The 13101-nt window shown below is 53.4% G+C and carries 12 protein-coding genes; 5 read left to right on the forward strand and 7 right to left on the reverse strand.

The window, feature by feature from the left end:
- A complete protein-coding gene (sapF, locus tag ACWKXT_RS05030; RefSeq protein ID WP_080329299.1) occupies positions 1–807 on the forward strand; it encodes a putrescine export ABC transporter ATP-binding protein SapF in 807 nt (268 codons plus the stop codon).
- Between the two features lie 10 nt (positions 808–817).
- On the opposite strand, the gene ACWKXT_RS05035 is transcribed toward sapF, so the two are convergent.
- A complete protein-coding gene (locus tag ACWKXT_RS05035; protein WP_454526653.1) occupies positions 818–1408 on the reverse strand; it encodes a TetR/AcrR family transcriptional regulator in 591 nt (196 codons plus the stop codon).
- A 134-nt stretch (positions 1409–1542) separates the two neighbouring features.
- Between ACWKXT_RS05035 and ACWKXT_RS05040 the strand changes: the two genes are divergently transcribed.
- On the forward strand, positions 1543–1944 hold the full coding sequence (locus ACWKXT_RS05040; protein WP_454526652.1) for a RidA family protein: 402 nt from the start codon (positions 1543–1545) through the stop codon (positions 1942–1944).
- A gap of 60 nt (positions 1945–2004) precedes the next feature.
- Positions 2005–2829 carry a helix-turn-helix transcriptional regulator gene (locus tag ACWKXT_RS05045; RefSeq protein WP_454526651.1) on the forward strand — a complete coding sequence of 275 codons (825 nt, stop codon included), beginning with the start codon at positions 2005–2007 and terminating at the stop codon, positions 2827–2829.
- A 2-nt stretch (positions 2830–2831) separates the two neighbouring features.
- On the opposite strand, the gene ACWKXT_RS05050 is transcribed toward ACWKXT_RS05045, so the two are convergent.
- The 6 genes from ACWKXT_RS05050 to ACWKXT_RS05075 form a co-directional block, all read right to left on the reverse strand.
- Positions 2832–4181 carry a sensor domain-containing diguanylate cyclase gene (locus tag ACWKXT_RS05050; RefSeq protein ID WP_454531848.1) on the reverse strand — a complete coding sequence of 450 codons (1350 nt, stop codon included), beginning with the start codon at positions 4179–4181 and terminating at the stop codon, positions 2832–2834.
- 66 nt (positions 4182–4247) lie between these two features.
- The gene (gene pgaD, locus ACWKXT_RS05055; protein WP_454531849.1) at positions 4248–4646 is read right to left on the reverse strand and encodes a poly-beta-1,6-N-acetyl-D-glucosamine biosynthesis protein PgaD; all 399 of its coding nucleotides are present in this window, start codon (positions 4644–4646) and stop codon (positions 4248–4250) included.
- Position 4647: 1 nt separating this feature from the next.
- Complete coding sequence (gene pgaC / locus ACWKXT_RS05060; RefSeq protein WP_454531850.1) at positions 4648–5973, reverse strand: poly-beta-1,6-N-acetyl-D-glucosamine synthase; 1326 nt, start codon at positions 5971–5973, stop codon at positions 4648–4650.
- Positions 5966–7987 carry a poly-beta-1,6-N-acetyl-D-glucosamine N-deacetylase PgaB gene (gene pgaB / locus ACWKXT_RS05065; protein ID WP_454526647.1) on the reverse strand — a complete coding sequence of 674 codons (2022 nt, stop codon included), beginning with the start codon at positions 7985–7987 and terminating at the stop codon, positions 5966–5968. Before pgaB ends, pgaC begins: the two co-directional genes overlap by 8 nt.
- A gap of 8 nt (positions 7988–7995) precedes the next feature.
- Positions 7996–10425, reverse strand: coding sequence for a poly-beta-1,6 N-acetyl-D-glucosamine export porin PgaA (gene pgaA / locus ACWKXT_RS05070; RefSeq protein ID WP_454531851.1), 2430 nt, complete (start codon positions 10423–10425; stop codon positions 7996–7998).
- A gap of 32 nt (positions 10426–10457) precedes the next feature.
- Complete coding sequence (locus tag ACWKXT_RS05075; RefSeq protein ID WP_454526645.1) at positions 10458–10694, reverse strand: hypothetical protein; 237 nt, start codon at positions 10692–10694, stop codon at positions 10458–10460.
- Positions 10695–11147: 453 nt separating this feature from the next.
- Here ACWKXT_RS05075 and fabI point away from each other — a divergent pair, with 453 nt between their 5' ends.
- Together fabI and ACWKXT_RS05085 are read left to right on the forward strand one after the other, a co-directional pair.
- Entirely contained in the window at positions 11148–11936 is a 789-nt protein-coding gene (gene fabI / locus ACWKXT_RS05080) for an enoyl-ACP reductase FabI (RefSeq protein ID WP_003856831.1), read from the forward strand.
- A gap of 154 nt (positions 11937–12090) precedes the next feature.
- Positions 12091–13077, forward strand: coding sequence for a CMD domain-containing protein (locus ACWKXT_RS05085; protein WP_454531852.1), 987 nt, complete (start codon positions 12091–12093; stop codon positions 13075–13077).
- Positions 13078–13101 lie beyond the last annotated feature (24 nt).

Raw genomic sequence — 13101 nt, forward strand, 5'->3', positions numbered from 1 at the left:
ATGGTCGAAACCTTGCTGGAAGTCCGCAACCTGAGTAAGACCTTTCGCTATCGTACAGGCCTGTTTCATCGTCAGACGGTCGAAGCGGTTAAACCCCTGAGCTTTACGCTGCGTGAAAAACAGACGCTGGCGATCATTGGCGAAAACGGCTCCGGGAAATCCACCCTGGCGAAAATGCTTGCCGGAATGGTCGAGCCCACCGCCGGAGAAGTGTTGATTGACGATCATCCTCTGCACTTTGGCGATTACTCGTTCCGCAGCCAGCGCATTCGTATGATTTTCCAGGATCCGTCAACCTCGCTTAATCCACGCCAGCGAATTTCGCAGATCCTCGATTTTCCGCTGCGGCTGAACACCGACCTGGAGCCAGAGGCGCGCCGTAAGCGCATTGTTGAGACCCTGCGCATGGTTGGACTGTTGCCGGACCACGAAAGCTACTACCCGCATATGCTGGCCCCCGGCCAGAAACAGCGTCTCGGTCTGGCGCGCGCGTTGATTCTGCGCCCGAAAGTGATCGTTGCTGACGAAGCCCTGGCCTCGCTGGATATGTCGATGCGTTCGCAGCTGATTAACCTGATGCTGGAACTGCAGGAAAAGCAGGGTATCTCCTATATCTACGTGACCCAGCATCTGGGAATGATGAAACACATCAGCGATCAGGTGATGGTCATGCACCAGGGAGAGGTTGTCGAGCGCGGCAGCACCGCGGACGTGATGGCCTCCCCGCTTCATGAGCTGACAAAAAGGCTGATTGCCGGTCACTTTGGCGAGGCGTTAACGGCTGATGCATGGCGAAAAGATCGTTAAAAGATACCCGTTAGTTGTTGCGTAATCCGCCTGCCAGCAGAGTGAACACCTCAATGGCATGCGGCAGCGTTTTCTGCGGCTCATCACTGGCGGCAATCAGCAATGCAGCGTTCAGCGCAGCCCCATTCAGCAGATGGGCTGCGACTTTTGCATCCACCGGTTTAAGGACGTTGCATGCGATCATTTTTTCGATGGTGTGACGGGTCGACTCCAGGCAGCTGTTCTGGCTGGGCCATTGCGCCGGATCGCCCAGAACCGCCGGACCATCAAGAAGTACGATACGCTGCACTTCAGGAACCAGCGCCATTTTGATATAGGCGACGCCTTCAGCCAGCAGCCGCTCCCAGTCATTTTCGGCAGTGGAAGCAATGGCTTTCGCTTTTGCTGCCATTTCGCTGTCTATCTGCGCGACCACCGCCGCCAGTAGCCCTTTCTTATCGCTGAAATTATGGTACAGCGCGCCGCGTGTTAAACCCACGCTTGCGGTCAGTTCATCCATTGAGGCGGCGGCATACCCTTTTTCAGCAAACGCCTTTCGCGCTGCCTGGATCATTTTTTCACGATTTTCCTGTGCCGTTTCAGCACGACGTTTTGCAGCCATGGGGCTCCCTTGGTTAAGCAGCGTTTTTAATTTGACATACATGGTGTATGTGGATTACATTTTTTCACATACATCGCGTATGTTACTTCGACTTCGTCATCACGACAATAACCTCTGACAGAAAAGGAAATGCCATGCACCCACGTGACCCTGTATTCCCGGCCAACCGCCATGCCCTCTACGAAGAACATGGCTACTCTGCCGCCATCCGCTCGGGCGATCTGTTATTTGTCTCCGGCCAGGTTGGCAGCCGCAGCGATGGCACACCTGAGCCCGACTTCGCCGCTCAGGTACAGCTCGCATTTGATAATCTCCAGGCTACCCTCGCAGCCGCAGGATGTACCTTTGACGATATTGTTGATGTAACGACCTTTCATACCGACCCAGAAAACCAGTTCCCCGTCATCATGCAGGTCAAAAATTTGGCGTTTCCGCGTCCTCCTTACCCAAACTGGACGGCCATAGGCGTTAACTGGCTCGCCGGCTTTGATTTTGAAATTAAAGTTATTGCCAGGATCCCTTCGCCAGTCAATTAACTTCCGGCATAATCTGCTCAGCATAAATTGGTTTACCGTTAAGTAATAACTGACACGCAAATGAAAGACAGTATCAGAAGGTATATTCTCTCCTGGGTGGAGGAAAATAACTTTACTATCTTACATATTGATGATCTGGTTGAGGATATCGGATACAGCAGAAGAACCATTGAAACATGGTTTAAGGAGCACTATCACCTCTCATTAGGGGAATATATTCTCAGAAGGAGGCTGAGCCGTGCTGCTATTATGCTAAAGATGACGTCTATTCCGGTGACGGATATAGCTTATCTTTTCCATTACCAGAGTAGTCAGGGTTTTTCCAGAGCCTTTAAAAAAATGACAGGGCTGACACCCTCTGAGTACAGACGTGCCGGAGTGTGGAATTTTGATATTTTACAGCCCTCTTTTTTATTAAGCGATCATGAAACGCCTGAACTCGAAATGTGTGAGCTGAATGAAACGTTTTTATATACCCATCAAATTATCGAGCACGATCATCTTTTTGATACCTCGGTCCATGACATTACTAAAAAAATCAAGAAACTGCTGGTTGAAAATCGTCATGAGATTGATCGTATCACCCTTGTGCCTCGCCCACCTGAACGCTTAGGCAAAAGCCGTTCTTATCTTGTAGAGGTCTTAATATCGTATTCCTTACAAAGCGACACCACTGCAAAAAAAGAAACGTGCGCAGTAAAAGGGAAATACGCGAAAATGACCTTCAGCGGTAGCTGGGAGAGCTACAGCGCCTTTAACAAAATTGCCTTCGTTAAGGCGATGGTTAAAAAACGTCTGGCGTTGCGCGAGGGCATTTATTTAATGAAGTTTAATTCTTACAGTGATGAGCATGTCAATTTTGATGTTTTCATCCCCATCCTCTAACCTCACCCGCATTCTGCGCGTCTGCTGACGATTCTGTTTTTGCCGTTGTGCTTGGCCTCGTAGAGCGCCTCATCCACGTTACGAATGATCTCGTTGCTGTTGAGGTTGTTCTGAATGGCTGAGCACACACCGATACTCAGTGTCACCTCTGCCGGAAGCGCGTAAAGGTTGCCCTGTCCGGTCCGATACTGGACATTATGACGAATACGCTCGGCAACGGACACCGCCAGGCTCTCGTCCGTATCCGGCAGCAGAAGACCAAACTCCTCTCCGCCCAGTCTGGCAAAAATATCCTTTTCACGGATACTGTCTTTAATAATTTCTACCACCGCCAGAAGGACGCGATCTCCTGCCGGGTGGCCCCAGGTATCATTAATAGACTTAAAGTTATCGATATCCAGCATCATTATGCTCGCGCCTTTTTCTGTCCTGAGCGTGCGGACCCGCTGAAGCGCTTCATAAAAATACTTTCGGTTGAAGATCTGCGTAAGCGGATCGCGATTAATTCGCTCGCCAAAAATTTTCAACATGCTGAATACGTGAAATAACAAGGTGAATATAACAAATAATTTACTAAATACCTCCACTGTCCGGCTGATATACCAGAGTGACATATTATACGTATCAAGCAGCAACAGGAAAAAGTTGTAAATAATGGCAGAGAGACATACCACAATAATACTGTTCCACATCCCTGAAGACAACCGCGTTACATAGGTCATATAGCAGAGTAAAAACGACCAGAGCGTGATCAGAACGTTAACGTACCTGACGTCCCAGACGGGAGCATGCTGATCACGGCCATCGGCCGCTATCGTTAATGACAGTGCAGGATGATAGCTGCTTAAATAATGGGCCAGAACCGGGAACAGCACCAGCGGAATACATAATGTTAACGCCAGGTTGATCTTATTACGCCGTCCTAACGCCGAACGTGCGGTGAGTTTTTCCACCCGAACGGCGAGCGCCAGCAAAAAGATAAAGCTCAGCTGGCGGAAAAAATAAAATACCGCCGTGTCGTTTGTTTTTACCGCATTAGAAAAACCGGAGTGCTCAGGATATTGAATAATAACAATCGTTTCAATGAAATAGACCAGCCCACTTAAAAACGCCATGCTCAGAATCAATGAGGACAGGTGCGTTCTGTCAGAGGCATACTGCATCTGGATAAAAATAAAGATAATGGTATCCAGAAAGAACAGCGCGATCATGACGATTAAATACGTTGTCATGGGTACCCTGAAGCCAGGATTATCATTCACGCAAAAAGAGTTCACCGCGATCATCAGTGCAAACAGAAATGCACCTGAGAGCATGATCATTTTCTCGGCCAACGTACTGTTAATCATCATCCTTCTTACCGCAAAATTATAAAGACGCAAACCGACACCCCTGACCGGCATGGCCAGGGGATCGTACTACTGCTCTGAGGTGACATTTACCACGTCACCATGGCTGTCAAAATCAACGTACAATTTTTTATTAGCCTGGAACTGCTGATATACCGGCTGCGGAAGCGAAAAGCTCATCGCCAGCTCCGCCTCACTCGCCACATGAGAAGGCGGAATCGCAATTCGCTGGTGCTTATAGCGGTTGTAAATCGCCCAGAGAACCAGCACCAGCGCGTTAAGTATTGCCAGGATGAAATAGAGGAACAGCCGCAAAAACGCGTCATTCCCCTGCGTAAACCCCTTCAGGAAAAAAGCGATAAACCCCGAGGCAAAGTACACAAACACAGCCCACAAAAGACAGGTTACGAACAGTTCCAGGCACTCCCGGAAGGGATTTTTTTGCGAATTAATAATCCATTGTTTCATGTTACCCCCTTGCGATCCCGCGGTCCGGGCTGACCCAACGCGCACGCGTGCTACGAGGGTTCAGCATCACAACAGTGAACGCGACAAGCGTGGTGAATAAACTGATAAGCCAGAAGATGATCGGGTACCAGATGATCCAGAACAGCGTGGCGATGACGTTATGCTCATAGCGGTACTCGATCAGGATACTCACCAGGAATTGCACCAGACACAGGCTACAGAGCAGCACCCCGGCATTCTCCGACACCGATGAAATGGAGAGCCCTCCCGCCGAGCCGTTCTGGATAACATCTGCCAGGATGACCAGCCCGCTAACCAGGCAGGTGAATGCCCATGCCGTCGTCGCGCAATATTCCATAAAAAGCGGCCACATATGCCGGTGTTTCCAGCGCCAGAGGGAGCCCATATTTTTCAGGAACACCTCCGCGCCCCCCTTCGCCCAGCGTAAACGCTGTTTCCACAGCCCACGCAGCGTTTCCGGCATTAAAATCCAGCACAGCGCGCGGGGTTCATAGAACACAGACCAGCGACGAAGCTGTAGTTTCCAGCTGATATCAATATCCTCCGTGATCATGTCATCGCTCCAGTAACCGACGTCGGCCAGCGCACTCCGGCGGAACGCCGCAATCACCCCGGAAACGGTGAACACCTGGCCATAGACCCGTTGCGTGCGTTTGATAAGACCAATAATCGACGAAAACTCACCGACCTGGACTTTACCGATTAACGTTGAGCGAGTGCGGATACGCGGATTCCCGGTCACGGCCCCGACGCGCGGGTTATCAATCATCGGCGCGACAAGCCAGGCGGCGGCGTCCCGATCCAGACAGGCGTCGCCGTCAATGCAAACCAGAAACTCCCCCTTTGCAGCGGCGGCACCACTTTTCAGCGCAATCGCTTTTCCCTGGTTCTCCATCAAATGCACAACACGCAGGCGAGGATAACGTTCGGCCAGCATATTTAGCTGAAAACCCGTGTCGTCCGACGAACCGTCATTCACCGCGATAACTTCAAAATTGTCATACCGCTGTGACATGGCCGCCGCAATGGTCTCCTGAATATTCTTCGATTCATTAAAACAAGGGATAACGATCGAAATTAAGGGGTTGTCTTTGAGCATCGGTACCGGTGCATCTTTACCCCACGCCCAGTGCCGCTCGCGATAAAGCCAGAAAAAGACGCTGCCCGCTATCCAGAATATCGACATAAAGAACGGCCAGAAAAAGACATATCGCAGCATCACCTCTGCGGAAAACAGCAGGGTTAATCCGACAGGGATACACAACACCAGAATTAAAATAACGATTGAGAAATAGCGATTATTCATCTTCAGGGTACCAGTTCGTTGAGAATTCCGGCCGAATAACGTTTATCTTCGGCTGATTATTCAAAAAGTCATCGGGGTAATAACCATAATGTTTTATTCCAGAGAGCTGCATAATACGCATCCACTCCGCAATCTTGCGGGATGCAATACGCTGATGCTGCCCGTCCGGTCGCCAGTCCCGAGCCTGAAGCTCGATAATCATTTTATTTTTCCCGTCAGGTAACGCCGCTGCGCGCGCAATAAGCGCCTTAAACCATTTATCGCCCTCCCGATCCTTCACGCCCTCCATGTAGGGCATCGCCATAACGGCCGTCCAGTCATAGTGCGCAAGAAAATCATTGGCGTTTTGTGCAAACCACTCTTCGCTTTTCGGTTCAATCAGCGGCAGCGCATACAGGTTACGCGCCGTTTTGATTTGCGGGCCGCGGATAGCTTTTACTTTATCCGCCAGTTCAAGGGTGAAACGGGTAAGCGTTTCGGTTTTGAACCGGGTCCATGCCTCAAATTGCTGTGCATCGTCGCGAATAGCCCGAATATCGCGGCCAAAGCCCGCTTTTTCGTAAGCGACCAGCGCTGCGGGGCTGGCATCCTCCGTATCGGACAGCACGGCGTCATCATGAAAAAGAATGCCGTCAAACGAGGCATGCGCCGCCAGATCTTCATACATATCACCAATGCGCTGCCTTGCCTCAGCATCAAAGGGAGACAGGCGGCGATACTGTGATGGATTGACCTGAGGACGCTCGTCATCGCCTGCCGTCAGGCTGTGCACGCGGGTTAAGTTTGCCGCCATATCCCAGCTCATGACCGGCATCCAGGCGTAAACGGCCACGCTCGCCCGGGTTCGCAGTTGCCACGCAATGCGACTGAAAATGTCGGCCTTCACCGGTAGCCAGCGGTTCGGGAAGTAGACCGCCTTCACCAGACCGTCGCCCGCCGGATCGGCAAACGCCTGCAGGTAAACGGTGGTGATCCCCATATCCTTGACTCTTTGAATGAGGGCATCGATATTTTTTTCCATCTGCGCGGCGTCTGGATCAAACACGTAGTCCAGATCGACATGCATCACGCGCTGGAGCGCTTGTTCCTGCACTCCCGTTACCTGAAGCGCAAACGCTTCCAGCGTCGGATTGCCATTAATCAGGATCCTCGGAATCGAATCCAGCTGCGTGGCTGTTGACAGCCCGTCTTCCAGCGTGAAAAACATGTCAAAACCGAGAGCCTTAAGCTCCTGAATCGCCGTCCCATTCTCCGCGCCATATGGCCACACCCAGGCCGTAGGGGCTTTACCGGTATGGGTTTTAAAATGGCTTACCAGCGTCTGTGCGTCTCGCCGTATGCGCGCCCGATACTCCTTTTCGGTTTCGTAGCGCCGATCGTCCTTGAGAAACCGACGATTCGCAAATGCCGGAAGCATGCTGCCACCCGGATTCGCAAGGGTGCCAAAATGGCTGTTCCAGGTATGTGCACCTATCTCCACCAGCGGCGAACGGGACAGCTCCTGCACCTGCTGCCAGGTGGCGAAGCGTTCACGCGCGATCTTCTCATCGCCGTACTGCACCGGTTGCCCGGCGGGGGTGTTGATCCAGCTGCCAACCGGCGCCCACAAAGCGGGCCACTGATAGGCAACGAGCAGCGGATAGACGCGGGTGTAAAAGCTGCTGAAGCCGTCATCGAACGACAACAAAACCGCTTTTTCCGGTAAGGGTTTACCCCCGCGGTGTGCCTCGCGGATCTGCGCCACGCTGACCGGCCTGTAGCCATTTTCACGCAGCCAGGCAAACTGCTCTTTCAGCGCGGAGGTCCGCACGGACATAAAACGCTGATCCGTTTCGCCGTCTTCCACCTCATGATACGCAATCGTTACGAAGCCATTCGCCGGCCATGGCGTTTCGGCGCGTAACTTTTCGCGCAGGGCCGGGCTGGTATAGGCAGGCCCGCGCCCGTCGACGCACGCCGCTACGAGCATAATGCCGAGCAGCGCCAGTAATGTTTGAAATCCTTTCCGTAACATACGTTGCCTCAGAATCGAAGGGTCACATTAAAATCAACCGATAGATTGTGTTCCTGCTTTCCGTCATAGGGGCGTTTATCCCAGCGTAGCATCGCCCCCGCTTCTCCCCCGTCGCGCCAGGACACGCGCTGCCCATAGCCCAGTTGAGTAATGAGGCCGCTGCCATAGCTCTTCTGCCACGCATTTCCTGCTCCGGCGCTGAATGTCTGCGTCCAGCTGTTTTCGTACCGGCGCCACAGCCGATGATCCAGCGTCATCCCGACCATCGCGTCCAGACGTTTGTCCGGGCTGAAGTAAGGCACGTCCGACTGGCTGTTGGTGCCGTAATAGACGCCTGGCTGGAGGCTCAGGTTCACATCGGGCGACGCCCAGACCTGTTCCTGACCGTTGAGGAAATATTCATTCCTGTGGTTACCGTCAGAGAAGTCGGTCTTCAGGTAGTGCGCGCTGTATTGTCGGCTTTCATGCTGATACCAGCGTATCTCCGCCCCACCGCTGTTCGCGGTGATGCCGTTCTTCATGGCGCGCATCGGCGCGTTACGCGACACGCGTTCGCCTTCCAGCCCCAGTTGCCAGCTATCGTTAAAATCGATACGGGTCGAAAGCCGGGCCCCGATTTTTTGATCGCCACTGAAACGTCGACCTGAGACTTCAGCCTCTGCCCACAGGTTTCGCGAACGCCATTCCAGCCCCATGAGCCCGTCATGCACCACGCCTTTCCCCTCCTGGAAACGGCCGTCAAAAAAGCCGTAGCCGACGAATCCGCGCCAGTTATAGTTCAGCGGAGCGCTATAAAGGGTACTGTTGAAGCTAACATCGTGACGTCCTGAGTCAGGCGAGTCAGAATCAATGCCAACCGTTCCCGCCACCCGTAATTCCGCGCGCTGATGGGTAGCAAGCGCCTTACTGAGCTGCTTTACCGCTGCAGTGTCAGGCGCGCGTTGCACCACATCCTTCGTCAGCTCCTCGGCCTGTTGCCACTCCTGAAGATCCAGCGCGGCGTAGGCCTGTTCGGTTTCCAGGGGAATGCTTGACGGTTCCAGCAATTCGGCCTGCTTCAGACTCTCTTCTGCGGCTCGCGGCAGCCCGCGTGCAAGAAGCACGCGCGCATGGTCAATACGCAGCCCCTGATTGCCCGGTGCCGCCTGCGCAAGGCCGCGCGTCAGCGATTCCGCCCGGGCCAGATCCTGTTCGTACATTGCCAGCGAGGCGCGGTACTGTTGCCCTTCAAGCCATTTATCATTCGGCACGGGCACTGACGATCCGCGCGGGTATACGGTGGCCGGTGTGGTATCAACGACGCGTTTCGTCAGCAGCATCGCCGGGCGGTAGTTTTCACTTTCCAGATGGCTATAAAACAGATCGGCACGCTCCTCCTCCGAAATGTCATCGACCTTCTGAGGCGTCTGATAAAACAGCCGTGAGAGCATCGCCTGAGCCCGATCGGGCTGGCCCGTTTTGAGATACGCCGAGGCCACCCAGTACTGGGCATACTCCGGCAGCACGAGGCCAGCCTGTTGCATCTGCTGATATTGCGCGATGACCGCCTCATGGCGGTCGCGTGAAAGCAAGGCCCCGAGCCTGTCGAAGCTAACACGGCGATATACCGCCTCATACTCCGGCTTATTTTTCCACTCGGCGATTATCCCTTCATAAAGGGATAAGGCACGATCGGCGATAACGTAGCGCTCTTTTTCGCTGCGGGTCGGCATGAACGCCAGCCTGACTAACTCCGCCGCCGCGTCCGCACGCTCGCTGGCCTCAGGCTGTTTCCCCTGCGCCTGCACATGCGTTAATTCGGCTGACGGCAACTGATTGTCTGCCAGGGCCGTACGCCAGGCATCAGACAGCGTTTCCGGGTGTTCTGACAGGCGCATCGCCTGGGTGATAGCCAGCAATTCTTCGGGGTAATGGCCGGCAAGCCTGTGTACATACGCTTCCGTCAGGTAATTTTTGCTGTCTGGCGCTCTCTTTTGCAGCTGGCGGATGTCACGCAGCGCCCCGGCATACTCACCGCTGTCGGCGAGGGTCAATACTCTTCCCCGGCAAAACTCTGCCGTGTACGGGCTTTCATCACAGATACGGTCCCAGACTTTTAGCGCCTTTTTCCACTCCTGCTTATTGCGCCAGGCGACCGCCAGCGCGGCCCAGGCTCTCGCCGGAAGCGTGTGGTGTCGGTACCGGGAGTAGACGTCGATGACCTCGTCATTTTTGCCGGCCCACAGGGCGATCTGCATCCAGTCGGCAACCTGAGATTCATCGAGCCGTTGATGGCCTGAAAACCAGGTTAATGCAGGTTGTGTATTGCCTTTTCTCGCCTCGATAATCATGGCGTCGTATTGATTATGATCCACGGGCATCATGGCCAACACCGTCACGTAAGGGAGAGAAAACGTGCCGGCAATTAACGTTTTAGCTAATAACTGTGCAATCCTCATGCATGTAATCCATATATCCGTATAAAATAAACTTAGTGCTGCGTTTTATTTTGTATTAGATAGCGTGAAAAATATTCTTCTCCTGATGCGTATTGAAAGAAATGGCGAAACTCGGCTAACTTATTTTCATATTTTTCTCTCTCCTGCTTTGAGATCCGTTTCAGAACACAATCCTGTAATGTATCCATTCCCAGCCATTCGCTGAATGCGACGGACCAGGCAATCGAGTCGATATCATCGTCATCGTATTGATACATTTCCCCTTTCATTATGTATAACTCCCTTTGTAAAATAATTATCTTTGACCGTAGGCGCAGAATATTCCCTGATTTCAAATTTTTACTTAACGCGTAAATATAAGAATGGAATTTCTGACGTGCGTCGACCCTCGATAAATTTTAGTGAGTTGAAACAGCTGAACGGATCATTTTGCGCAAAAGGCACGGCGTATTGACACGGCGGCGTCGTTCTCGCTTCTCTGGTTGGATGAGGCGAACCCGACACGCAGTGGTATACTGCTGAGAACCCCGTGCAACAGCGTAGTAAAGCGTCAGCTCAACACCTCGCGGGAGCCCCGTCGCGGCAGAAGAGCGAGAAATAGCGTGACACAAGGGGCTGTGAGTGGGCTATAATTTCGAGCTAATTTCGAATGATTTTGAAATACTGCCTGTAACGCTATGAATTACAAGGCAAAATAAGCAATGAATATAAGGATTAAAGCTATGGGTTTTCTTTCCGGTAAGCGCATTCTGGTAACTGGCGTTGCCAGCAAACTGTCCATCGCATACGGCATCGCTCAGGCAATGCATCGCGAAGGCGCTGAGCTGGCGTTCACCTACCAGAACGACAAGCTGAAAGGCCGTGTTGAAGAATTTGCCGCGCAGCTGGGTTCCAGTATTGTTCTGGAATGTGACGTTGCACAAGACGAAAGCATTGATGGCATGTTTGCTGAACTGGCAAAAGCCTGGCCAAAATTCGACGGTTTCGTTCACTCCATCGGCTTCGCGCCTGGCGACCAGCTGGACGGCGATTACGTGAACGCGGTTACCCGTGATGGCTTCAAAATCGCGCACGACATCAGCTCCTACAGCTTCGTTGCGATGGCGAAATCTTGCCGCGCGATGCTGAACCCGGGCGCTGCGCTGCTGACCCTGTCCTACCTGGGCGCGGAACGTGCTATCCCTAACTACAACGTGATGGGCCTGGCTAAAGCGTCTCTGGAAGCAAACGTACGCTACATGGCGAACGCAATGGGCCCGGAAGGCGTGCGCGTTAACGCCATCTCTGCGGGTCCTATCCGCACTCTGGCGGCGTCCGGCATCAAAGATTTCCGTAAAATGCTGGCACACTGCGAAGCGGTTACCCCGATTCGTCGTACCGTTACCATTGAAGATGTGGGTAACTCTGCAGCATTCCTGTGCTCTGACCTTTCCGCAGGTATCTCCGGCGAAGTGGTTCACGTTGATGGTGGCTTCAACATCGCTGCAATGAACGAGCTGGAAATTAAATAAGCTGTGGCTCTCTTCCCGCACGGGAAGAGAGCTTTCCCCTCCGCGCCATCCCTTCGTTATTCCGTTCTGCTATTTGTTATCACCTAACAATATTTTTCCCTTTACCAGCCTTACGCCAGGATATTGATCGCCATTTTGAGATCAAGGAACGCCCATGGAACAACGCCGTTTTTCCGGCAAAGGCCACTGGTATCACGAAACCCAGTCAAACCACGCGCAGTCGGATGTGCTGCCCCTGGTGCCCGAAGCCGCTAACGTCGACGATCGTTTTTTGCTCGATTTAACCCTCCCGGACGAGATTGTCGGCGCCTGTACCGGCTGGCTTGCCCCTGCCAGAACCTTATGCCATCAGCTGTTCCCGCTCTCACTTCCCGTAAACCGCCTGCGAACACTCAGCGCCTATGACCGGTTAAGCACCGCATTGACGGTCGCCCAGGCCTGCGGCATTCAGCGGCTCTGTAACCATTACGCTGCCCTTCTTGCCCCGCTGCCGGGTCCTGACTCCTCGCGCGAAAGCAACCGACGGCTGGCACAAATCACCCAGTATGCCCGCCAGCTCGCCAGCTCGCCTGACGTTATTGATGATAAAGCGCGGACCCAGCTTGATGAGGTGGGGCTGACAACCTATGACATAGTGGCGATCAATCAGATTATCGGCTTCACTGGCTTTCAGGCGCGCGTGGTAGCGGTCTTTCAGGCGCTGCTCGGCCATCCCGTTCGCTGGCTGCCGGGCCATCATATTCAGCCGCATACCCTGCCAGCGTGCACCGATGCGTGGGTAGCGCTTCTGCCCGTCGTCGAGCTTCGCTATGCGAGTGCGCATCAGCTTGAGTCACTTTCCCGCTGGCAGGCAGAACCCGCGCTTGAAGCACTGACGCCGGTCCTGTGCCACGAGCCAACGCTGCTCGACCTGACGGGAGAGATCCTGCTAAACAGCAGGGTCGCGACACCACACTCCTCTCCGGCGCTTGCGGCAGCAGTCGACTTACTGGCACGTTCACCGGACCGCTTCAGCGCCGCGCAGTTTACTCCGCTCACGGAAGGCGGACTGACTGCCGTCCAGGCGATAGCCCTGCTCGCCCGAAGCGCGTTTGAGGGGTGGATCAACCGACTGAAAGTCGCGTCTGGCAAAGCGGAATAACCCTACTCATACCCTAAAGACCGC

It is taken from the genome of Enterobacter sp. UPMP701 (assembly GCF_053709515.1).